This window comes from Streptomyces zaehneri (assembly GCF_032248645.1).
GTDB classification, from domain to species: Bacteria; Actinomycetota; Actinomycetes; order Streptomycetales; family Streptomycetaceae; genus Streptomyces; species Streptomyces coriariae.
Genome location: NZ_JASTTJ010000005.1, coordinates 1 through 20483, shown reverse-complemented (window position 1 = coordinate 20483; position 20483 = coordinate 1). Strand labels below are relative to the sequence as shown.

The 20483-nt window shown below is 71.7% G+C and carries 21 protein-coding genes and 3 pseudogenes; 11 read left to right on the top strand and 13 right to left on the bottom strand.

Annotated elements, in window-relative coordinates:
- Window positions 1-134: 134 nt before the first annotated feature.
- On the bottom strand, window positions 135-1118 hold the full coding sequence (locus QQM72_RS10260) for an aldo/keto reductase (protein WP_314220508.1): 984 nt from the start codon (window positions 1116-1118) through the stop codon (window positions 135-137).
- A gap of 80 nt (window positions 1119-1198) precedes the next feature.
- On the opposite strand from QQM72_RS10260, the gene QQM72_RS10255 reads away from it, so the two are divergent.
- The gene (locus tag QQM72_RS10255) at window positions 1199-1708 is read left to right on the top strand and encodes a cholesterol oxidase substrate-binding domain-containing protein (RefSeq protein ID WP_314220507.1); all 510 of its coding nucleotides are present in this window, start codon (window positions 1199-1201) and stop codon (window positions 1706-1708) included.
- Here the strand turns inward: QQM72_RS10255 and QQM72_RS10250 are convergent.
- On the bottom strand, window positions 1618-2835 hold the full coding sequence (locus QQM72_RS10250) for an FAD-dependent monooxygenase (protein ID WP_314220506.1): 1218 nt from the start codon (window positions 2833-2835) through the stop codon (window positions 1618-1620). The two genes, QQM72_RS10255 and QQM72_RS10250, sit on opposite strands and share 91 nt — an antisense overlap.
- Before the next feature lie 350 nt (window positions 2836-3185).
- Between QQM72_RS10250 and melC1 the strand changes: the two genes are divergently transcribed.
- The 3 genes from melC1 to QQM72_RS10235 all read left to right on the top strand — a co-directional run bounded on the left by melC1 (window position 3186) and on the right by QQM72_RS10235 (window position 4967).
- Window positions 3186-3554 carry an apotyrosinase chaperone MelC1 gene (gene melC1 / locus QQM72_RS10245; RefSeq protein ID WP_314220505.1) on the top strand — a complete coding sequence of 123 codons (369 nt, stop codon included), beginning with the start codon at window positions 3186-3188 and terminating at the stop codon, window positions 3552-3554.
- Between the two features lie 43 nt (window positions 3555-3597).
- Entirely contained in the window at window positions 3598-4422 is an 825-nt protein-coding gene (melC2, locus tag QQM72_RS10240; protein ID WP_314220504.1) for a tyrosinase MelC2, read from the top strand.
- Window positions 4423-4514: 92 nt separating this feature from the next.
- Window positions 4515-4967, top strand: a complete 453-nt coding sequence (locus tag QQM72_RS10235; protein WP_314220503.1) for an SRPBCC family protein — start codon at window positions 4515-4517, stop codon at window positions 4965-4967.
- Between the two features lie 12 nt (window positions 4968-4979).
- Here the strand turns inward: QQM72_RS10235 and QQM72_RS10230 are convergent, their stop codons facing one another.
- Entirely contained in the window at window positions 4980-5696 is a 717-nt protein-coding gene (locus QQM72_RS10230; RefSeq protein WP_314220502.1) for a ribonuclease H family protein, read from the bottom strand.
- Between the two features lie 31 nt (window positions 5697-5727).
- Complete coding sequence (locus QQM72_RS10225; RefSeq protein WP_314220501.1) at window positions 5728-6528, bottom strand: VOC family protein; 801 nt, start codon at window positions 6526-6528, stop codon at window positions 5728-5730.
- 220 nt (window positions 6529-6748) lie between these two features.
- On the opposite strand from QQM72_RS10225, the gene QQM72_RS10220 reads away from it, so the two are divergent.
- The gene (locus tag QQM72_RS10220; RefSeq protein WP_314220500.1) at window positions 6749-7681 is read left to right on the top strand and encodes an aminoglycoside phosphotransferase family protein; all 933 of its coding nucleotides are present in this window, start codon (window positions 6749-6751) and stop codon (window positions 7679-7681) included.
- Here QQM72_RS10220 and QQM72_RS10215 read toward each other — a convergent pair.
- Entirely contained in the window at window positions 7666-8148 is a 483-nt protein-coding gene (locus QQM72_RS10215) for a VOC family protein (protein ID WP_314220499.1), read from the bottom strand. The genes QQM72_RS10220 and QQM72_RS10215 overlap by 16 nt on opposite strands.
- Before the next feature lie 123 nt (window positions 8149-8271).
- Between QQM72_RS10215 and QQM72_RS10210 the strand changes: the two are divergent.
- From QQM72_RS10210 to QQM72_RS10200, 3 genes and pseudogenes are all read left to right on the top strand, one after another.
- A pseudogene (locus tag QQM72_RS10210) lies at window positions 8272-8472 on the top strand (epoxide hydrolase); the annotation flags it as partial.
- Between the two features lie 195 nt (window positions 8473-8667).
- Window positions 8668-9306: an ATP-dependent Clp protease proteolytic subunit gene (locus tag QQM72_RS10205; RefSeq protein WP_314220498.1), complete on the top strand. Its 639-nt coding sequence runs from the start codon at window positions 8668-8670 to the stop codon at window positions 9304-9306.
- 2 nt (window positions 9307-9308) lie between these two features.
- Window positions 9309-9911: a ClpP family protease gene (locus QQM72_RS10200; protein ID WP_314220497.1), complete on the top strand. Its 603-nt coding sequence runs from the start codon at window positions 9309-9311 to the stop codon at window positions 9909-9911.
- A 21-nt stretch (window positions 9912-9932) separates the two neighbouring features.
- On the opposite strand, the gene QQM72_RS10195 is transcribed toward QQM72_RS10200, so the two are convergent.
- Window positions 9933-10367: a helix-turn-helix domain-containing protein gene (locus QQM72_RS10195; protein WP_314220496.1), complete on the bottom strand. Its 435-nt coding sequence runs from the start codon at window positions 10365-10367 to the stop codon at window positions 9933-9935.
- A gap of 215 nt (window positions 10368-10582) precedes the next feature.
- Between QQM72_RS10195 and QQM72_RS10190 the strand changes: the two genes are divergently transcribed.
- Entirely contained in the window at window positions 10583-11473 is an 891-nt protein-coding gene (locus QQM72_RS10190; RefSeq protein ID WP_314220495.1) for a SigB/SigF/SigG family RNA polymerase sigma factor, read from the top strand.
- A gap of 27 nt (window positions 11474-11500) precedes the next feature.
- On the opposite strand, the gene QQM72_RS10185 is transcribed toward QQM72_RS10190, so the two are convergent.
- On the bottom strand, window positions 11501-11953 hold the full coding sequence (locus tag QQM72_RS10185; protein ID WP_314220494.1) for an ATP-binding protein: 453 nt from the start codon (window positions 11951-11953) through the stop codon (window positions 11501-11503).
- Between the two features lie 373 nt (window positions 11954-12326).
- Window positions 12327-13589: pseudogene (locus QQM72_RS10180) on the bottom strand (DUF6777 domain-containing protein); the annotation flags it as partial.
- 245 nt (window positions 13590-13834) lie between these two features.
- On the opposite strand from QQM72_RS10180, the gene QQM72_RS10175 reads away from it, so the two are divergent.
- Entirely contained in the window at window positions 13835-15103 is a 1269-nt protein-coding gene (locus QQM72_RS10175; protein ID WP_314220493.1) for a streptophobe family protein, read from the top strand.
- Window positions 15104-15178: 75 nt separating this feature from the next.
- On the opposite strand, the gene QQM72_RS10170 is transcribed toward QQM72_RS10175, so the two are convergent.
- From QQM72_RS10170 to QQM72_RS10155, 4 genes are read right to left on the bottom strand one after another with little or no spacing between them, the layout of a single operon-like run.
- Window positions 15179-16162 (bottom strand): serine/threonine-protein kinase, encoded by a 984-nt coding sequence (locus tag QQM72_RS10170; RefSeq protein WP_314220492.1) that lies wholly within the window; start codon window positions 16160-16162, stop codon window positions 15179-15181.
- Window positions 16159-16710 carry an SH3 domain-containing protein gene (locus QQM72_RS10165; protein ID WP_314220491.1) on the bottom strand — a complete coding sequence of 184 codons (552 nt, stop codon included), beginning with the start codon at window positions 16708-16710 and terminating at the stop codon, window positions 16159-16161. The genes QQM72_RS10170 and QQM72_RS10165 overlap by 4 nt, the downstream gene beginning before the upstream one ends.
- Window positions 16711-16718: 8 nt before the next feature.
- Window positions 16719-19058, bottom strand: a complete 2340-nt coding sequence (locus QQM72_RS10160) for an ABC transporter ATP-binding protein/permease (RefSeq protein WP_314220490.1) — start codon at window positions 19056-19058, stop codon at window positions 16719-16721.
- 50 nt (window positions 19059-19108) lie between these two features.
- Window positions 19109-19519 carry a hypothetical protein gene (locus QQM72_RS10155; protein WP_314220489.1) on the bottom strand — a complete coding sequence of 137 codons (411 nt, stop codon included), beginning with the start codon at window positions 19517-19519 and terminating at the stop codon, window positions 19109-19111.
- 308 nt (window positions 19520-19827) lie between these two features.
- Between QQM72_RS10155 and QQM72_RS10150 the strand changes: the two genes are divergently transcribed.
- Window positions 19828-20211 (top strand): nuclear transport factor 2 family protein, encoded by a 384-nt coding sequence (locus QQM72_RS10150; protein ID WP_314220488.1) that lies wholly within the window; start codon window positions 19828-19830, stop codon window positions 20209-20211.
- 165 nt (window positions 20212-20376) lie between these two features.
- Here QQM72_RS10150 and QQM72_RS10145 read toward each other — a convergent pair.
- Window positions 20377-20483 (bottom strand): annotated as a pseudogene (locus tag QQM72_RS10145) (IS5/IS1182 family transposase); the annotation flags it as partial.

Sequence of the window (20483 nt, the reverse complement as noted above, 5' to 3'; positions counted from 1 at the left end):
CGCCCCCTGCGCTGCTCGGCCTTCGCCGCCGTGTCGGCCACGTGTACTGTCCTCCCGGTCGAGTGGTCGGTCCCCTCTCTCCCGGCGAGTACCCCGTGATCGGCGGTTCTCTCGGTCCGCCGCCCCGTTTCCGGCTACCAGCGTCCCTCGACCTGCTCCTTGACGCGCCGCTCGTAGAGGTCGCGGACCGCCGCGAGGGTCTCCCCGGTCAGCTCCGGGAGTTTTGCGGCGGCCGCGTTGGCGCGGGCCTGCTCGGGTGAGCGGGCGCCGGGGATGACGGTGGTCACGCCGGGCTGCTGGATGATCCAGCGCAGCGCCAGCTGGGCCGGCGTGTACCCCTCGGGCGTGAGGGCGGCGAACTCGACGGCGGCCTCGACGCCGGTGGCGTAGTCGACGCCGGAGAACGTCTCGCCCTGGTCGAAGGCCTCGCCGTGACGGTTGTAGGCGCGGTGGTCGTTCTCCGGGAAGACGGTGTCCTTGGTGTACTTGCCGGAGAGCAGGCCGGAGGCGAGCGGGACGCGGGCGATGATGCCGACGCCGGCTTCCCGGGCCGCCGGGAGCACCTCGTACAGGGGCTTCAGACGGAACGGGTTGAGGATGATCTGCACACTCGCCACCCCCGGCCGGGCGATCGCGGTGAGGGCCTCGGCGCAGGTCTCCACGCTGACGCCGTAGTGCGCGATGCGCTCCTCCTCGACGAGGGTGTCGAGGGCGTCGAAGACCTCGTCGCTGGAGTAGACGGGGGTGGGCGGGCAGTGCAGCTGCACCAGGTCGATGCGGTCGACGCCGAGGTTGCGGCGGGAGCGGTCGTTCCAGGCGCGGAAGTTGTCCAGGACGTAGTTCTCGGGGATCTGGTCGACGCGGCGGCCCATCTTGGTGGCGACCAGCACATGCAGGTCGGGCCGGCCGCTCAGGAACGTGGCGATGGTCTGCTCGCTGCGTCCGTCGCCGTAGACGTCGGCGGTGTCGAAGAAGGTCACCCCCGACTCGGCCGCCGCCTCCAGAACGGTCAGCGCCTCCTTGTCGTCGACGTCTCCCCAGTCGGCGCCCAGTTGCCAGGTGCCGAGACCGACGACGGATGCGTGCTGACCAGACCTACCGAATTCGCGCTCGTCCATGACGTCAGTCTGTCATCCGGCGTGTCCTGGTGCGGAACGGGCCGCTCCGGGCCGCCACCGGGGAGTCTTCGCCATCGTGAGTGACGCTGTTCGACACGGCGGCCGTATGCCGCCTCTCGACCTACGACGGCACGCACGCCCGCACCCGGGTGGAGTGGTCGAAGGGCTGGGCGTACACGGACGAGGCCGCGTGGAGCGACGGGGAGGTGCACTGGACGACGGTGCCGGCTCCTTCGGCACCGCGTGGGACGAGCTTCGGCACCGCGTCGGACGAGGCGGCGGCCGTGCCGGAACGGCTCGATCCGCACAGGGTGTTCCGCGCGCCCCTGCACGGGCGGCTGTTCCCCCAGGGGGATCGGAAGACCGGCGACGGTCAGCGACCTCGAAGACACTCCAGCGGCCTGAATCAAACGGAGAAAAGAGGTGAATGGCAATTCACCGTGTCAGTGAATTGCCATTCACCTCATTGCCCCTCGGGGCCGCCGCGACCGCCTCCCGGCTACTTTCGCGAGGTCAGCGCCCTGGCGTGCGCGCCACGCGCCAGCTTCGGCCCCAGCCAGCGCTTGAGCCGGCGCAGGGCGCCCAGCTGACCGGCGGCCCGGTCGAGCCGGTAGTACAGCTGGGGCGGGACGTAGGGCAGCAGCGGCGAGTGGCGCTGGCCGAGCAGGGCGAACATCCGCTCCGGGGGGAGATGGATGTAGCGGGTGAGGTTCTCGTACCACTGGGCGCTGTAGCGGGCGGCGCTCTGCAGCGACAACAGGGCGGCCTTGCGCTCCTGTTCGTAGCGCGCGAGGGCCGTCGGCAGCTCGGCGCTCTCCCGCAGGGCGTCGGCGAGGGCGATGGCGTCCTCCAGGGCGAGGGTGGTGCCGGCGCCGATCGAGTAGTGGGTGGTGTGGGCGGCGTCGCCGAGGAGGACGAGGTTGCCGCGGTACCAGCTGCGGTTGGTGAGGGTCCGGAAGGTCAGCCACTGGGTGCTGCCGTCGGCGGCGGCACGGCCGATCAGGGGACGGCCGTCGAGGATGTGCGCGAAGAGCTTCTCGAGCCGGGCCAGTCCGTCACCCTCGCTCGCCCGGTCGAGGCCGAGTCCGGCCAGGGTCTCGGGGGCGCACTCGATGACACAGGTGCTCCGCTCGGAACTGAAGGGGTAGCCGTAGCACCAGATCCAGCCGTGCTCGGTCTCCACGAACGCGAAGGTGAAGGAGTCGAACACCTTGGTGGTGCCGAGCCAGATGTAGGAGTTGCGCCCCGGGGTGAGTTCGGCGCCGAAGTCGTCGGCGTGGTGCGTGCGCAGGGCACTGTGGACGCCGTCGCCGGCCACGACGAGATCGGCGTCCGGCAGGTTCTCGGCGGTGATCCCGCTCTCGTACTCCAGCCGCACGCCGAGCGCGCGGGCGCGGGCGGCGAGGATCTCCAGCAGCTTGTGCCGGCCGATGCCGTGCCCCTCGTCGCCCGGCTGGCGGGTCGCCAGGTCCCGTACGTGGGCGACACCCTCGTTCCAGCGGACGGACTCCGCCTCGATCGCGCTCGCCGACTCGGGGTCGCAGACGCGCAGCCGGTCGAGGAGCCCCTGCCAGTACGTGACACCCCAGCCGTAGGTCGAGCCCTCCGGGTTGCGCTCGTGGACGGTGACGTCGTGGGACGGATCCTGCCGCTTGAGCAGGATCGAGAGATACAGGCCGGCGGGCCCGCCGCCGACACAGGCGACCTTCACGCACACTCCCAGGAGTTACCAGACGTGGTTGATTGACGACGCAGGGTAGCAGTGCCCGACGCCCGCGCCTGGCCGCCCCACCTGCCCGATCACGCCACTTTCCCCACGTGGGCCACACCACCGCGGAGGGGCCGGCGCGCGAAAGATCACCGGAACCGGTGCGTTCACGGAAAGGAATTGCCCCTTCCGCCCGGCCCGGCCCCCCGTCCACAACAAGATCATCTTCGTTCAAGATTGCACGACATGTAATTGATTGTCCTGATCACAGCCAACCACTCTCGGGCGATTTCTCCCTTTCTCCCCCAGGTCGATAGGCATACGGGGTCGTCAACCGAACGCACCCCAGGAGGTCCCGCATGCCGGAACTCAGCCGTCGTCGCGCACTCACCGCGGCGGCCGCCGTCACCGGTGCCGCGCTGGTCACTGTCCCCGCCGCCCGGGCGGACGACCATCACCACGACGCGCACGGCTCCCCCGATTCCTTCGACGAGGTCTACAAGGGCCGCCGAATACAGGGCCGGCCCACCGACGGCGGCGGCCACCACCACGGCGGCGGCTACGGCGTGTACGTCGACGGGGTCGAACTGCACGTGATGCGCAACGCCGACGGGACCTGGATCAGCGTGGTCAGCCACTACGACCCGGTGCCCACCCCGCGGGCCGCCGCCCGCGCCGCGGTCGACGAGCTCCAGGGCGCGCGACTCGTCCCGTTCCCCGCCGGCTGACCGGCCGACCGCCCCACTTCCGCGCACACTTGGAGCACCGCACATGACCGTCCGCAAGAACCAGGCGTCCCTGACCTCCGACGAGAAGCGGCGCTTCGTCGCCGCCGTCCTCCAGCTCAAGCGCAGCGGCCGCTACGACGCCTTCGTCACCACGCACAACGGGTTCATCCTCGGTGACACCGACAACGGCGAGCGCACCGGCCACCGTTCCCCCTCCTTCCTGCCGTGGCACCGCAGATTCCTGCTGGAGTTCGAGCGGGCGCTCCAGTCGGTGGACGCCTCGGTGGCGCTGCCGTACTGGGACTGGTCCACCGACCGTTCCCCGCGTTCCTCGCTGTGGGCACCGGACTTCCTCGGCGGCAGCGGGCGCAGCCGGGACGGCCAGGTGATGGACGGTCCGTTCGCCGCCTCGGCCGGCAACTGGGCCGTCAACGTCCGCGTGGACGGCCGCACCTACCTCCGGCGCGCGCTGGGAACGGGCGTCGCCGCGCTGCCGACCCGGTCCGAGGTCGAGTCGGTGCTGTCGATGGCGACCTACGACATGGCCCCCTGGAACAGCGGCTCCGACGGCTTCCGCAATCATCTGGAGGGCTGGCGCGGGGTCAACCTGCACAACCGGGTCCATGTGTGGGTCGGCGGGCAGATGGCGACCGGGGTCTCCCCCAACGACCCGGTGTTCTGGCTGCACCACGCCTACATCGACAAGCTGTGGGCCCAGTGGCAGCGCCGGCACCCCGGGTCCGCGTACCTTCCCGGCGGCGGCACGCCGGATGTCGTCGACCTCCACGAGACGATGAAGCCCTGGAACGACACCACCCCGGCGGACCTGCTCGATCACACGGCCCACTACACCTTCGACACCGACTGATCGTCACCCGCCGGTTTGCCCGGCAGGTCACGGGTACCCGCGACGGACACTCAGCGACGAGACGAAGCACCAGGACGAAGGAGGAGACGATCGTGTCGCAGGTCGAGGAATCCATCGAGGTCGGCGTGCCCGTGCACACGGCCTACGACCAGTGGACGCAGTTCGAGACGTTCCCGGCGTTCATGAGCGGGGTGGACCGCATCGAGCAGCGCACGGACACGCTCACCCACTGGGTGACCAGCGTGAACGGCGTGCGCCGGGAGTTCGACGCGGAGATCACCGAACAGATCCCGGACGAACGGGTCGCCTGGACCACGGTCTCCGGCGAGGCCCGGCAGGCCGGCGTGGTGACCTTCCACCGGCTCGACGACAGCCACACCAAGGTGATGCTCCAGATGGTGTTCCAGCCGGAGGGCGTCACCGAGACCGTCGGCGACAAGCTGGGCTTCGTGAAGCGGCAGACCAAGGGTGACCTGGAGCGCTTCAAGGAGTTCATCGAGAAGCGCGGCCGGGAGACCGGAGGCTGGCGCGGCGTCGTGCTGTGACCCGCCCGCCGCTCAGCCCGCGTCGGCGTCCGCCGTACGGCACTCCGGATGCCCCCAGCCCTGCGCGTTCTTGGCGATCTCCTCGCCTGCCGCGTACGGGCGGCCGCACACACAGCGGCCGGGGAACTTGGCCTTGAGCGTGCGGGACGCCGAACCACCGCTCCGCCGGGGAGACTTGCCCCCGGCGGAGCGGCCGGTTTTCGCGGACTTGCCCTTCGGGGTGTCCGGCGAGGCCGGCGGCTCCGGGGAGCCCTGCTCGCTGCCGGCCGGCTGCTGGACGACGGCCGCCTGGCTGGCGGCGCGGTCGGCGAAGTCGTTGAGCGGGTCGCCGTCGACCTGGTGGGCGGGCACATAGCGGAAGTCGACCGAGCGGCCGTCGAGCAGTTCGTCGATGCGGACGACGAGCTCCTGGTTGGCCACCGGCTTCCCGGCGGACGTCTTCCAGCCGTTGCGCTTCCAGCCCGGCAGCCAGGTGGTGACGGCCTTCATGGCGTACTGCGAGTCCATCCGGACCTCGAGCGGGACCGCCGGGTCGGTCGAGGCCAGCAGGCGTTCCAGCGCGGTGAGTTCGGCGATGTTGTTCGTCGCTCTGCCGAGCGGTCCCGCCTCCCAGCGGGCCGGGTTCTCCGCGTCGTCCGCGACCACCCACGCCCAGGCCGCCGGTCCCGGATTTCCCTTCGAAGCCCCGTCGCACGCGGCCACCACTCGTTCACGCATGTGCCCGATCATGCCACGGCCGCGCCGACGCCCCGCCGGGCGGCTAGGACACCTCCGTGGTCCGCGGCATGTCGCCCGCGGTGGTCGTGACGTCGATCACGGAGAAACTCGCGCCCTGCGGGTCGCTGATCGCCGCGAACCGTCCGAACGGGGTGTCCATCGGTCCGAAGCGCAGGACGCCACCGAGCTTGGTGGCCCTGGCCACGGCGTCGTCGCAGTCGTCGACCGTGAAGTACACGTTGACGTACGACGGCACCTCGGGCGGGAACTCGTCCGTCATCTTCATGCGGCCGAGGACCGTGTCGCCGTCGACCTCGAACATCCGGAAGTCGACCGCGTCGTCCTGCATCTGCTTCGCCGTGTACGGGAACACGGCCGGAAGGAACGCGTCGGTCTTCTCGGGTTCGCGGGTGAAGACCTCGGCCCAGCAGTACGCGCCGGGCTGCTCGGGCGGCGCCTCGAAGCCCTCGTGGACGCCCGCCTGCCAGACGCCGAACACGGCGCCGCCGGGCTCGCGGCCCAGGCACATCGTGCCGAAGTCACCGACCTGCATCGGCTCCATCAGCACCTCACCGCCGTTCTCACGGATCTTGCCGGCGGTCACCGCGGCGTCCGGGGAGGCGATGTACAGGCACCACTGCGACTGGCCCTCCTGGCCGGGCATCGGCGGGACGACGGCGGCGACCGCCTTGCCGTTCGCATAGGCCTGCGTGTAGTTGCCGTACTCCGACGACGCATCGCCGAAGGTCCAGCCGAGGACCTCGCCGTAGAAGGTCTTGGCGCCCTCCACGTCACTGAACATCGCGTCGGCCCAACAAGGGATTCCCTCTGGACGTACGACCATGACCGCAGCCTTCCGGTGAGACGGGTTGTCCGATTCCTCACGCTAGCCATCCGGCCGTCCGCTCGCGCGCCGAACACACGGGTGACCCGAAGTGTCCCCTGAGCGCTCCGGCGCGCGGGAGCACACGGCGGAAGCGGTGACACACACCGGGCTGATCGCGGCCGAGCGGGTCTGGATTTCCGTTGGACAGCGGCGAGGCCGGTCTCCTCCAATGGTGCGCATGTGCGCGCTGAAGATGCATGCGGACGAGGTCGACCTCGACGCCCGGCTGGTGAGCCGGCTCGTCGCCGGTCAGTTCCCGCGATGGGCCGGACTGCCCGTGCGGCGGCTGGCGTCCTCCGGGACCGAGAACGCGATGTTCAGGCTGGGCTCCGACAAGGTGGTGCGGCTGCCCCGGCATCCCGGCGCCGTCGAGAGCGTGGCGCACGAACAGCGCTGGCTGGCCCGGCTGGGGCCGACGCTGCCCGTGGCCGCGCCCGTGCCGCTGGAACTGGGCCGACCCGGTGAGGGGTTCGCCTGGCCCTGGTCGGTCTACCGCTGGCTGGACGGCGCCAATCCGGTGGCCGGGGCCGTCGAGAAGCCCCTGGCGCTGGCGGCGGACCTGGCGGCGTTCGTCACCGCCCTGCGCGGGATCGAGACGCGGGGCGGGCCACCGAACCCGCGGGGTGTCCCGCTCGCCGAACGGGACACCCCCACCCGCGACGCCCTCGCCCGGCTGGCGGGGCGGATCGACACCACCGCGGTCACCGCCCTGTGGGAGGAGGCACTGCGGGCGCCGGGGCACACGCAGCCGCCCGCCTGGGCCCACGCAGACCTGATGCCCGGGAACGTGCTGGTCCGGGACGGACGGCTGACGGCGGTGATCGACTTCGGCTGCGTCGGGGTGGGCGACCCGGCCGTGGACCTGATCGTCGCCTGGAACCTGCTGCCCGCCTCGGCCCGCGCCGCCTTCCGGGAGGCGGTGGGCGCGGACGACGCCGAGTGGGCCCGCGGCCGGGGCTGGGCACTGTCGATCTCGCTGATCCAGCTGCCGTACTACTGGGAGACCAATCCGCCGCTGGCGGAGAACTCCCGGCATGTGATCAGGGAGATCCTGGCCGAGGCCCGGACCGCCGACGCACCCTCGCAGACCGGTCCCTACTCGCCGTCGTAGGCCTTCCGCAGGGCGGCGATGTCGAGCTTGCCCATGGCGTACATGGCCTTGGTGGTGCGGGTGGCCTTCTCGGGGTCGGGGTCGCTGATCATCTCGATCAGTCCGTCGGGGATCACCTGCCAGGACAGGCCGTACCTGTCCTTGAGCCAGCCGCACGGGCCGGGCTCGCCGCCGTTCTCGGTGAGCCTGGTCCAGTAGTGGTCGACCTCCGCCTGGTCCGCGCAGTGGATCTGGAAGGAGATCGCCTCGCTGAACGTGAACTGCGGGCCGCCGTTGATGCCGACGAACTTCTGCCCGTTGGCCGTGAACTCCACGGCCAGCACGGAACCGGCCGGGCCGGGACCGGCCTCGTTGTAGCGGCCGATGTCGCCGATGGCGGAGTTCTTGAAGATGGAGACGTAGTAGTGGGCGGCTTCCTCGGCCTGGCCGTCGAACCAGAGACACGTGGTGAATCCGTCGGTGGTCATGAGTACCTCCTGGGCGTGGAACGCGGTCATCAGTGTCGACTGCCGCTCGGCCCGGAAGTCATCGCTCGGCCGTGGGGTAATCCGGATGGCCGGTGCGGCCCGCGCCACTGGCATCCGGCCCATGACCTGCCCGCGACGGGCTGGTCGTACGGCGCGCCGGCCGTGCCCGCTCCCGAGCCGGACGCCACCCCGCCGATCCCCGTGCATGGCCGGCCGGGCTCGGTCGTCGAGTTCCTGGAGGTGGTCGGCCCGTCGACGGACCCGGCGGCCCACGGCCGGGACCCGGCCGCCGCCTTCCACGTCGTCGTACCGAGCGTCCCCGGCCGGTGGAGCCCGACCTGCTGGTGGGTGGCGTACGGGCGTTCTCGGCGGCTGTTGCGGGAGAAGGGCTGAGCGCGCGAGCGGGGCGAGGGGCGCTCTGCCCGTGGCGAATCTGCCGCGGGCAGAGAAACCGCGTGCGGGCGCCTCCGGAGGTCAACAGTGGAGTCGACGGCAGTCACGCCACGACGAGGAGAACCGATGACTCCATGCACCACGCTCGCTCCCCGTGCCGAGGAGGGCGACACCGCGCCCTCCCGCTTCGACGACCAACTCGCCGCCCAACTGCTCAACCAGCGCATCGTGTTGCTCGGCACCCAGGTCGACGAGGTCTCGGCGAACCGGGTCTGCGCGCAGTTGCTGATCCTGTCGGCGGAGGATCCGCGCACCGACATCGCCCTCTACATCAACAGCCCCGGCGGGTCGGTGCACGCGGGGCTCGCCATCTACGACACGATGCGGCTGATCCCCAACGACGTCTCGACGCTCGCCATGGGCTTCGCGGCCAGCATGGGCCAGTTCCTGCTCGGTGTCGGTGCGTCAGGCAAGCGGTACGCGCTGCCGAACGCGCGGATCATGATGCACCAGCCGTCGGCCGGGATCGGCGGGACCACGGCGGACATCGAGATCCAGGCGGAGAACCTGGAGCACACCAAGCGCACCATCGAGCGGATCACCGCCGAGCACACCGGCCAGTCGCCGGAGACCATCTCGCGCGACGGTGACCGCGACCGCTGGTTCACGGCCGAGGAGGCCAGGGAGTACGGCATCGTGGACCGGGTCGTGGAGTCCCTCGCGGACGTCCGCCCGGCCGGGCAGAAGCGACGGGTGGGGATGTGAACATGGGGACCTACACGATTCCGAACGTGGTCGAGCGGACCCCGCAGGGCGAGCGGTCGTACGACGTGTTCAGCCGGCTGCTGTCCGAGCGGATCATCTTCATCGGCACCGAGATCGACGACGGCGTGGCCAACGTCGTCATCGCGCAGCTCCTGCATCTGGAGGCGGCGTCACCGGAGAGCGAGATCTCGATCTACCTCAACTCCCCCGGTGGCTCGTTCACCTCGCTGATGGCGATCTACGACACGATGACGTTCGTCCGGGCGCCGATCTCGACGCTCTGCGTCGGGCAGGCCGCGTCCACGGCGGCCGTGCTGCTGGCGGGCGGGGATCCCGGCCGGCGGCTCGTCCTGGAGCACGCGCGCGTGCTGCTCGGGCAGCCGGCCAGCGGCGGCCGCCAGGGCACGGTGTCGGACCTGACGCTCCAGGCCAAGGAGATGGTCCGCATCCGCGCCCAGGTGGAGGAGGTGCTGGCCCGCCACACCCGTCACGACATCGCGACCCTGCGCACGGACATGGACCGCGACAAGGTGTTCACGGCGCAGGAGGCGGTGGCGTACGGACTGGCCGACGAGGTGCTGAGCCGGCGTCCCCTACGGGTGTGAGACGCCGGCCCGCGCGGCTCGTCAGGCGGCCAGGCAGAGACCGTCGTGCGACGACGTCGATGTACGGCTCCGGGCGGAATGCCGGGCGGAGGACCGGCTGCTGAGCCGGATCAGCTCGCCCTGGGCCCGCGCCAGCAGGTCGCCCAGGCTCAGGCCGAGGGCGTGGGCGGCGGCCGCGAGTACCTCCGAGGAGGCTTCCTTGCGGCCTCGCTCCACCTCCGAGAGATAGGGCATGGAGATGCGGGCCGAGTCGGCGACGTCCTTGAGCGTTCGTTCCTGGGCCCGGCGTTCCCGGCGCAGGACGTCCCCGACCAGATCGCGCCACAAGGGCTCGCGCGGCGCGGACCGGGGAACGGGCGCGGGGGCGGTGGGAGAGACGGTGGCGGCGAAGCCGGGACGCTCGGCAGGCGGGCGCAGCGGGATCACGCGGGCTCGGTTCGGCGCTTGGTTGCTCACCTCCCCAGCCTAGGAAAGCGGGCCGCCTGCGGAAGGGCCGGGCGTTGCGCCCTCGGTGGAATCGGACGAAACGCCCTCGCGTCGCGAGAGGGCGAATCCCGCGTGCATGGGTCTCCCCGGACGGGGTAGTCGCCACCAGAGGGAGTCTGCCCGTCGGTGCTCGCTCACGGACCGAGTACAGCAGACGTCGAGCCGTGACCATACTGGGAGAGGCAATGGAGACCGCCGTGATCCGGTCAGAGGCCAAGGCCGTCGAGGACACCGCCGTAGCCATCAGCACGGCCGGCGCGCCGCTCCCGGGCATCGAGGCGCCCCGCAGCGTGGCTCCACGGGACGCGCGGGAACTGTCCCGTCAGTTCTTCCGGCGGCTGGCCGTCCTCGAGGAGGGGACCCACGAGTACCAGTACGCGCGCAACACCCTCATCGAGATGAACATGTCCCTGGTACGGTTCGCGGCCGGCCGGTTCCGCGGCCGCGGGGACGACATGGAGGACATCGTCCAGACCGGGATGATCGGCCTGATCAAGGCCATCGACCGGTTCGAGATCTCGCGTGAGGTGGAGTTCACCTCCTTCGCGCTGCCGTACATCGTCGGTGAGATCAAGCGCTTCTTCCGGGACACGACGTGGGCGGTGCACGTGCCGCGGCGGCTCCAGGAGCTGCGCGTCGAGCTGGCCAAGGCCCGCGACGAGCTCTCCAGCCGTCTGGACCGGGACCCGACCGTGCCCGAGCTGGCCACCCTGATGAACCTGGCGGAGAGCCAGGTCGTCGAGGCGCAGATCGCCGCCAACGGCTACAACTCCTCCTCCCTCGACGCGGCGCTCACCGGGGACGGCCCGGAGCACGGCGAGTCGGTCCTCGCGGACTTCATCGGCGTGGAGGAGGAGGGGCTCCGGCTCGTCGAGGACTTCCACTCGCTCGCCCCGCTGATGGCCGAGCTGAGCGAGCGCGACCGGCAGATCATCCACATGCGGTTCGTGGAGGAGGCCACCCAGGCGGAGATCGGCGAGCGGCTGGGCTGCTCGCAGATGCACGTGTCGCGACTGATCAAGCGGATCATCGTGCGACTGCGCCACGGGATGCTGGGCGAGCTGGACCACGCCTGATCGCCGGGGGGCGCGCGCCCCCCGGGCCTACGGGCCGAAGGTGAGCACGGCCCGGACCCGCTTGCCGACCGGCACACGCTCGGCGGTGACCTCCGCCGCCACCGCGTGCACGATCTCCAGACCGTGCCGGCCGATGCGCTCTGGGTCCTTGGGGAACCGCAGGGGCAGTGCGTCGCTGCTGTCGTAGACGCAGATGGTGACCGAGGACTCCGTACCCTCCAGTTCCAGGATGTACGGCCCGTTGCTGTGCCGGTCGGCGTTGGTGATCAGTTCGCTGACCACCAGCAGCACCTCACCGCTCGCCCGGTCCCCGATCGTGGCGCACCACTCGGTCCTCAGCTGGTCGACGAAGTGTGCGGCGAAGGCGCGGGCCTCGGCGATGCAGCCGGGCTCACCGGTGTAGTGCGCCGCCCGCCGCAGCGGTTCCACGGGTACGTCGAAACCAGTAGGTATCACTGCCCCGTCCAGGTACTCGATCATGCGTTTCTCTCTCGAAGGCCACAATGGCCGGACGCCGCTGGGTGTGCATCTGTGCTCGTACCCCGAGTTGCGCCGCGCAGTCCCCGTCAGTTTTCCACTTGTACGCGGGACGGCCACGGATGCCTCACACGGCTGACGACTCGGCCGGTGTGCCGGGGGCGGCGGAGCTCACGCCGGAGGAGTCCGCCGAGGTCGGCGGCGTCTGGCTCGTGCTGTCGCCCGTCAGCGGGAGCCGCGCAGCCGCGGAGGAGCTGCCGGACTCGCTCGTGGGTTCGGACGGTGAGCTCGGCCGCGACTCGGAACCCGGCGAGTCGGGCGCCAGGTGCTGGGAGGACCGGGACCCGGAGGACGGGGGCTCGGACGACGGGGACTCCGAGGAAGGGGACTTCGAGGAGGGGGGTGCGAACCTCCTCGACTCGGAACTCGATGACGGCGAGGACGGCGGTTTCGACGACGGCGGCTCCTTCGACGGCGGCTCCTTCGACGGCGGTTCCTTCGACGGGGACTCCGAGGACGGGGGCGGCGTGGACGACCCGGAGGACGGCGGCAGCGGACAGCCAGGAGGCCGGTCGGCGGGCGGCGAGACGCACGGCGGGGACGTCCGCGGGCCGTCGCCCGTCGGTGCGCTCGGCGTGCTGACCGTGATGGACGGCGTGAGCCTCGCCGGCGGCCGGGTCGGCCGGTCCTGGTGCGGCTTGTCGCCCGGCCGGCGGGCGAACCAGTGGTGGTCGTGTCGGGGGTCGTAGAGCACGAACACGTCGACCACGGTCACGGAGGGCTTGACCACGACGGTGGTCGCGGGACTGTACGAGGGCCACGGGTCGCCGGTCCGCCTGAACCCGGCCCGCTGGGCGAGCGGCGGGGTCAACGGGTTGCCGCAGGCGCAGCGCACCCGCGGCACGCCGTGCCGGTCGACCAGGACGGCCGTACCGGCCTGCAGGACCGCCTGGTAGGTGGTGGCGGCGCCGTCGCGGTATCCGTGGTTGGTGACGCGGGTGTCCAGGCGGAGCTGGACGGGGGTGAGCGAGCGCAGGTGGGCCGGCACCCCGGAGGGGGCGACGCCGGCCACGGAGGCGAAGGCCCGGTTCTTGGCGGGATCCGCCCGAAGGGCCTTGATCTGCCGCTCCACGTCACAGCTGGAGACGTTGCGGGTGCCGCCGTACAGTCCTTCCTCCCCGCCGTCGACACCGGAGACGGTGTCGGTGGGCGGCGCGGTGCCCGACGGGGCGACGGAGGCCGGCGGGAAGGAACTGTCGGTGACAGGGGGCTCGGTGTAGGGCTCCGGGCCCGTCTTGCCTGCCGGCTGCATGAAGACCTCGCCGACCTGGCCGGAGCCGCCTCCGCCGGATCCGGAGCCGCCGCCGTTCACCAGGGCGAGCACCAGGGCGAGCGCCGTCACGGCCACCACCGCCGTGGTGATCAGCGCGATCCGGGGCGCGGACGTCCAGCGGCTCCGGCGCGGTTCCCCGTCGCCGTCCCCCGGGGGGCCCGCGTCGGACGGCTGGGAGGGCGGTCCCGAGGGAGGCTGGGAGGGCGGACCCGAGGGCGGGCCCGACGGGGGCTGGGAGGGCGGTCCCGACAACGGGCCGGAGGGCGGTCCCGTGGGCCGGCCGGAAGAGGGCGGTTCTGCGCTCACGAGCACTCCCCACGTGGGTTTCCCGCAGCGCTTCGACAGCCGACCCCGAGAAGACCCGACAGAACCCGACAGGACTCGGCGGGTCTCGGCAGGACTCGGCGGGTCCCGCCGGGGGCGAATGGTCGACATACGCCGCTTTCTTCCACAACGCACCATTGTGTGCGCCGGTCGGGCGCGGCTCGCAAGCGGGGCGCGGACGGCCCTCCCGACAGGCGCGCTCTCCCCGCGCTGCTTAGCGTGGCAGGGTGAGCGCGCACACCCCGCACGACCAGGCAGTCTCCCGCCACGGCTGGGTGCCGGCGATCGTCGTGGCACTGGCCGGACTGCTCGCCATGGGGGTGGTGGCCGGGCTGGGACTGTGGGCGGCCGGGGCCGCGGATCTGCCGCAGGGCGCCTTTCCGCGGGTGATCGCGGCGACCGTGGTGACGAGCGTCGGCGGCACGGTCGAGCTCTCCGGGAACGCCGGTGGGCTCGCCGACACCCAGGCCGCTCTGACGGTGATCCCGCTGTCCGTCACCCTGGCCGGGGCGCTCGTGGTGGGCGCCGGGTTCCTGCGGCCGCTGCGGCACCGGGCGGTGGCGGGCGCCGCGGAACTGGCCGGGTGGGCGGCCCGGATCGCGGTGCTGTGGCTGCTCGGCCTCCTCGGTCTGGCCCTGTCCGCACGGCAGACCTTCCCGATCCCCCTGGGCAACGACACGCTGAGCGACCTCGGCGAACTGTTCGACGTCAGCCCCGAGGCGGGTTTCACGACAGACGTCCCCCTCACCCTTGTCGTCGGGCTGGTGTGGCTGGCCGGTGTGCTGGTGCTGGCCTTGCTGGTCTCGCCGGGCGCCCCGTTGCCGCCAAGGCTGCTGCGCCTGCACCGATCGGTGCGGCCGGCCGCGTACGCCATGGTCCTGCTGCTGCTCTGCTGCGTCGTCCTGGGTCTCGTCGTCGCGCTCGTCGTCGCGGCGACCCGCGGGCACGCCGCCCAGACCCTCGCCGTGGTCCTGCTGGGCCTGCCCAACCTCGTGTGGCTCGCGTTCACGATCGGGCTGGGCGCCACCTGGAACGGCCGGGTCGAGGGTCCGTTCGGGCTGCCGATGCCGCGGGTGCTGGACGAGGTGCTGCGCGGCCCGCAGGACGCCCGGCTGAACCTCGGCACCCTCGCCGAGCACGACAGCCGCGTGTGGTGGCTCCTCGCCGTGGACGCGGCCTTGCTGCTGCTGGCCGCGTTCGTGATGGCGGCCCACTCCCCCGCAGGGACGCGCGCCTGGCGGCATGCGGTGCGCATGGCGGTGGCGCTGGTGCTCACGGTGCTGATGATCTGTCTGGTCGGCCGGATCTCGGCGCACTACGGCCTGTCCGTGCTCGGCATCGGCGACCTGGGCGGCGATCTGTCCGGGGAGCTGTTCCTGCGCCCCGAGATGTGGTCGGCGCTGGGTCTCGCCGCGCTGTGGGGGCTGGTGGCCGGCTTCCTGGGCGGGCTGCTGGCGGGGGCGGCGCGCCGCCGGGGCGGGGCGGAACCCCCTTGACAGCGCCTGCAGCGGCAGGCCTCTCGGCTCACCCGGACCCCTCCGGTCACCCGGGACCGGGCCCCTCCCTCCCGGTCACCCGCGACCGATCGGGTGGCAGACCGGCCGTGCCCAGGGCGGGGGCTGCGGCGCCGAAGCCTGGGCGGCGGCCGGCTCCGTCGGCGGGTGAGCGGGCCTGAGCCCGCCGGCCGGCGTCGGCCTCAGCTCGGCGACGAAGGCTCCGCAGGTGGGGTGGCGGGCCTCGGGGCTCTTGGCGAGGGCCCGGGCGAACACCGCGTCCAGGTACGGCGGGAGGCCGGGGCGGGCCTGCGTCAGCGGGGGCGGATCGGCGTTCTGGTGTGCCCAGAGCAGGGCCACGTCGTCGTCGCGGAGGAAGGGCGGGCGGCCCGCGAGGCACTCGTAGACCACGCAGGCGAGGCCGTAGACGTCGCAGCGGCCGTCGACCGGTTGCCCGGAGATCTGCTCGGGGGCGACGTAGTCGAGCGTGCCGACGAACTGGCCGACCGAGGTGAAGCCGGTCAGGGAGAGCGACTTCTTCGTCAGGCCGAAGTCGGTGAGGTAGACGTGCTCGGGATGGTCGCTGTCGGTGCCGCGGGCGACGAGGATGTTGCCGGGTTTGACGTCCCGGTGGACCAGCCCGTGCTCATGGGCGGCGTCGAGCGCGGAGGCGACCTGCGCGGCGATGCGGACGGCGGTCGCCGGGGGCAACGGGCCCTCACGGTCGAGAAGGTGGCGCAGATCGCTCCCGTCGACGTACCGCATGGCGATGTACAGGACGCCGTCGGTCTCATCCGCCTCGAAGACGGGCACGATGTGCGGATGGTCGATGGCCGCGGCGACCCGCGACTCATGGGTGAAGCGTTTGCGGAACACGTCGTTGCGGGCCAGCTCCGGGGCGAGCAGTTTGAGTGCGACGGTCCGGTCCAGCCGCAGGTCGTGGGCGCGGTACACGACGGCCATGCCGCCACGTCCGATCTCGCTCTCGATGCGGTAGCCGGCGATCCTGCGGCCGACCAGCTCGGATGGCCGGCCGGAGAAGGGGGTCGTCCCGGGGGTCATCGGGATTCCCGGTCGGGGTGCACGATCCGGGTGGCGGTGTGGTCCTGGGCGGCCTCGGCCGCTTCCGGCGCCCGGTCGGCCGCGTAGGTGCTGAGGCGGGTGCCGTCGCCGTACAGCCAGCGCTCGCGCGCCGTGTCGTACAGCCACACGTCCTCGCCGTCGACGACCACGCCGATCCGCAGTCCGCGGGTGCGGCGCCGGAAGGCCTCGCCGTCGAGGCCCGCGTCGGCCAGTTCCTCCACCGCCGCCCGGTACCGGGCGAGGGCCTCTTCGGCGCGGCCGAGCAGCGGGCGCGGGTCGGCGGCGGTCGCGAGGGGGGCGTCGGAGCGGGGCGGGTCCTGGGGGACGGCGACCAGATAGCGGCCGTCGACCCAGGCCGACCAGCCGTTGGAGCACAGCACGCGCCCCCAGTCGCCGCGCCGCTCCATGAGCCGGACCGGCAGCAGCGGATCGAGGGGCACGGTGGGGCGGGCCGGGTCGGGGGCCTCCCAGGCGGGCATGCCGTGCGGGGGGACCACGTGGGTGGGCCGGAATCCGGGAGTCGTCATGGACCGCCCTACTTCCGCATCACGGCGGGCTCGTGCCGGCGCAGCAGCCGGGAGACGAGGAATCCGCAGACCGCCGAGAGCACGACGAGCATGCCCACGTCGAGCAGCCACACCCCCACCGAGTGTTCGAAGAGCGGATCCGCGGTGATGTCCCCGGGCACGATCCTGGCCAGCCCGACGGTGCCGGCCATCGCGCCGAGCGCCCACCGTGCGGGCACCAGCCACGACAGCTGCTCCAGACCGGGGACACCGTCCAGGGGCAGCAGCGCCCCGCAGAACACCACCTGGACGATGGCGAGCAGCACCAGCAGCGGCATCGTCACCTCCTCCTTGCGGACCAGCGCGGAGATCAGCAGGCCGAGCATCATGGCGGTGAAGGCCAGCAGGGCCACGGCGACGGTGATCTCGACCAGGGGCGGCATCAACACGCCTTCGCCGCCGGGAGCGTTGAGGTCGACGCCGAGCAGGGCGACAAGGGTCAGCACCACCGCCTGCACGACGGTCACCGCGCCGAGGACGACGACCTTGGACATCAGGTACGCCGATCTGGACAGGCCGACGGCGCGTTCGCGCTGGTAGATCACGCGTTCCTTGACGAGTTCGCGCACGGCGTTGGCCGCGCCGGTGAGGACGCCGCCGACGCACAGGATGAGCAGCACGTTCATCGCGTGCTCGCGGTCGAGCTCGCCGCCGGACAGGGCGCGGGCCATCGCGCCCATGACGAACGGCAGGGCGATCATGATCGCGAGGAAGGTGCGGTCGGCGGCGAGCGCGGTCGCGTAGCGGCGGACCAGGGTGCCGAGCTGGGCGCCCCTGCTGCGGGGCCGGGCCGGCGGCAGCATGACCACCGGGCCGGAGCGGGGCAGCCGGGGCTGCTCGCTGTCGTTGACGACGTACTGCCGCCGGAACGGCGAGTCGCCGTACTCCCCCGCCCAGTCCCGATCCTGGTCGCGTTCGAAGGCCTCGAACGCCTCGGGCCACTGTTCGAAGCCGAAGAAGGCGAGGGCGTCCTCGGGCGGTCCGTAGTAGGCGACCCTGCCGCCCGGCGCGAGCACCAGCAGCCGGTCGCAGACGTCGAGGCTGAGGACGCTGTGCGTGACGACGATGACGGTACGGCCGTCGTCGGCGAGGCCGCGCAGCATGTGCATCACCGAGCGGTCCATGCCGGGGTCGAGGCCCGAGGTCGGCTCGTCCAGGAAGAGCAGCGAGGGTTTGGTCAGCAGTTCCAGGGCCACGCTGACGCGCTTGCGCTGGCCGCCGGAGAGCGTGTGCACGGGCTGGCCCGCGCGCTGCTCCAGCCCCAGTTCGCGGATGACCTCCTCGACCCGCTCGCGGCGCTCGGCCTTGGCGGTGTCCTGCGGGAAGCGCAGCTCGGCCGCGTAGACGAGGGCGCTGCGCACGGTCAGCTGGGCGTGCAGGATGTCGTCCTGCGGGACCAGGCCGATGCGCTGGCGCAGCTCGGCGTAGTCGCGGTAGAGGTCGCGGCCGTCGTACACGACCGTGCCGTGATCCGCGGGGCGCTGGCCGGTGAGCGCGCCGAGCAGCGTGGACTTGCCGGCGCCGCTGGGTCCGACGACCGCGAGGAGGCACTTCTCCCCCACCGGGAAGGACACGTGGTCGAGCAGGACCTTGCGGCCGCGGTCGACGGCGACCGTCAGGTCCTGTACGTCGAGGGAGACCTCACCGGTGTCGACGTACTCCTGGAGCTGGTCGCCGACGAGACAGAAGTCCGAGTGTCCGATGCCGACGATGTCGCCGGGGTCGAGCGGGGCCCGGGTGACGGGCAGCCCGTTGAGGTAGGTCCCGTTGTGGCTGCCGAGGTCGACGATCTCGTGGCCGCCGTCGGGCAGCGCGCGCAGTTCGGCGTGCCGGCGCGAGACGACCAGGTCGTCGACGACGAGGTCGTTGTCGACGGCGCGGCCGATGCGGACGGTGCGCGCCGGCAGCGGCCGGACGCTGGTGGGCTCGCGGAATGTGCCCGTCACGCCGGGCATGGAGACCGCCGACGGGCGTTCCGCCGCGGGCGGGGGGCGGCCGGACAGGACCAGGTAAGGACCGTCGTCCGGGCTGCCGATGCGGATCACGCTGCCGGGGCCGACGCCCCACTCCTGGACGCGGCGGCCGTCGGTGTAGGTCCCGTTGGTGCTGTGTTCGTCGGCGAGGGTCCAGTGGTCGCCGTCGGGCCGCAGCACCGCGTGGTGCCAGGAGACGCGGGTGTCGTCGATGACGATGTCGCTGAGCGGGTCCCGTCCGATGCGGTAGTCGTGGCCCGGGACCAGCACGCTGGAACCCGTCTCGGTCTCCAGCACGAGTTCGGGCGCGGTCGAGGAGACCGGTCGCTCCACCATGCCTGAATTCTATCGATCCGTACCCTTGTGTGCCCGACGGGCGGCGGGCCTCAGCCGACGGGGAGGACGAGCGCCGGGACGGTCCGCTGCATCCGCAGGGCGTCGACGGATTCGGCGAGCAGCTCGTACTCGGTGGTCTCGTCGCTGATCGCGATCCGCACCAGCCGCCCGCCCGCCAACTCGTCGGCCACCAGCTCCTGCCGGCCCATGTCGGCACACCAGGCCCGCAGCAGCTCGGGCACGTCGGGCACCTTGTCGGCGACCGGGACCAGGGCGCCCGGCGGGATGTGCTCGCTCTCGGGCCGCGGATCCAGCCGTTCGGCCATCCAGGAGGCCCGGTCCCGCAGCCACCACAGGGCGAGCGCCAGCGTCGGGGCACGATAGGTGCCGAGCGGTACGCCGATCCGCCGGCCGTCGCAGACGCCGTATGCGGTGACATGGCACAGGAATTCGTCGTGCACGTCTCTCTCCCCCGGTGCTCGCCGGCCGGTCGTGCCTCGCTTTCCGTGCGGCTCCTGTGGGGTGAACTGCTTCTGACCTTCGAGTATGTTCACTCTTGAAACACTGTCACCATGACTTTCCGGCCAGTCTCTTGGCATATTCAGTGCCGTTCATGGCCGAAATGCGGCGAGCCCCCGATCCCGTCGTCATTACCCGACAGGTAATCGACCCGGGCGGCGGGCGCGGGCAAGGTGGTCACACCGGATCGGCGAATACCGGGATCCGGGTCCTGACCTGTATCGATGACCTCATGGGGGGCCGATTCACGATGTCCGCGAACACTGACCGTCACGAGAACGCCGTCGCTCGCTACTTCGAGGCCTGGAACGCGCGTGATCCCGAGGCTTTGGCCAAGGCTGTTACGGCCGCGTGGGCCGTGGACGGAGGTTATACCGATCCCCTGGCCGACGTCCGGGGCCATGAGCAGATCGCGGCGGTGATCGCGGCGGCGCACGCGCAGTTCCCGGGCTTCGCCTTCCGGCTCACCGGCGCTGTGGACGGCCACCACGACACGGCCCGCTTCTCCTGGGAGCTGGTGAGCGACACCGACGGTTCGGCGCCGGTGGCCGGATCCGACGTCATCACGCTGGACGCCCGGGACCGGATCACCGTCGTCCTCGGATTCCTCGACCGGGTGCCCGCCGGAGCCTGAGGCCGGCCGGCGATGAATTCCTCCGCTCGCGGCGGTCTGTCCGGTGGGAGATCACCGCGAGCGGAGGACTTCACGGGCGCGAACGCAATCATGAACGCCGAATTCACGGCCGTGCTGCGCAGGAGCCCGGCAAAAGGCGGCTGGGCCTAGGGAGTGTCCGACGGATCATGATCGGAGCCATAAGCGGATCGCTGCTGCGGTGACGGTGCCATGGAAGACGTAGGCCCTCTTGTCGTAACGGGTTGCGACGGCACGGGAGTTCTTGAGCCGGT

Coding starts and splice junctions, on each gene's coding strand:
- QQM72_RS10260 (WP_314220508.1), bottom strand. CDS start 1,118: ATGGACGAGCGCGAATTCGGTAGGTCTGGTCAGCACGCATCCGTCGTC.
- QQM72_RS10230 (WP_314220502.1), bottom strand. CDS start 5,696: ATGATCGGGCACATGCGTGAACGAGTGGTGGCCGCGTGCGACGGGGCT.
- melC2 (WP_314220504.1), top strand. CDS start 3,598: ATGACCGTCCGCAAGAACCAGGCGTCCCTGACCTCCGACGAGAAGCGG.
- QQM72_RS10220 (WP_314220500.1), top strand. CDS start 6,749: ATGTGCGCGCTGAAGATGCATGCGGACGAGGTCGACCTCGACGCCCGG.
- QQM72_RS10160 (WP_314220490.1), bottom strand. CDS start 19,058: ATGGTGGAGCGACCGGTCTCCTCGACCGCGCCCGAACTCGTGCTGGAG.
- QQM72_RS10225 (WP_314220501.1), bottom strand. CDS start 6,528: ATGGTCGTACGTCCAGAGGGAATCCCTTGTTGGGCCGACGCGATGTTC.
- QQM72_RS10215 (WP_314220499.1), bottom strand. CDS start 8,148: ATGACCACCGACGGATTCACCACGTGTCTCTGGTTCGACGGCCAGGCC.
- QQM72_RS10185 (WP_314220494.1), bottom strand. CDS start 11,953: ATGATCGAGTACCTGGACGGGGCAGTGATACCTACTGGTTTCGACGTA.
- QQM72_RS10200 (WP_314220497.1), top strand. CDS start 9,309: ATGGGGACCTACACGATTCCGAACGTGGTCGAGCGGACCCCGCAGGGC.
- QQM72_RS10165 (WP_314220491.1), bottom strand. CDS start 16,710: ATGACGACTCCCGGATTCCGGCCCACCCACGTGGTCCCCCCGCACGGC.
- QQM72_RS10205 (WP_314220498.1), top strand. CDS start 8,668: ATGACTCCATGCACCACGCTCGCTCCCCGTGCCGAGGAGGGCGACACC.
- QQM72_RS10170 (WP_314220492.1), bottom strand. CDS start 16,162: ATGACCCCCGGGACGACCCCCTTCTCCGGCCGGCCATCCGAGCTGGTC.
- QQM72_RS10150 (WP_314220488.1), top strand. CDS start 19,828: ATGTCCGCGAACACTGACCGTCACGAGAACGCCGTCGCTCGCTACTTC.
- melC1 (WP_314220505.1), top strand. CDS start 3,186: ATGCCGGAACTCAGCCGTCGTCGCGCACTCACCGCGGCGGCCGCCGTC.
- QQM72_RS10190 (WP_314220495.1), top strand. CDS start 10,583: ATGGAGACCGCCGTGATCCGGTCAGAGGCCAAGGCCGTCGAGGACACC.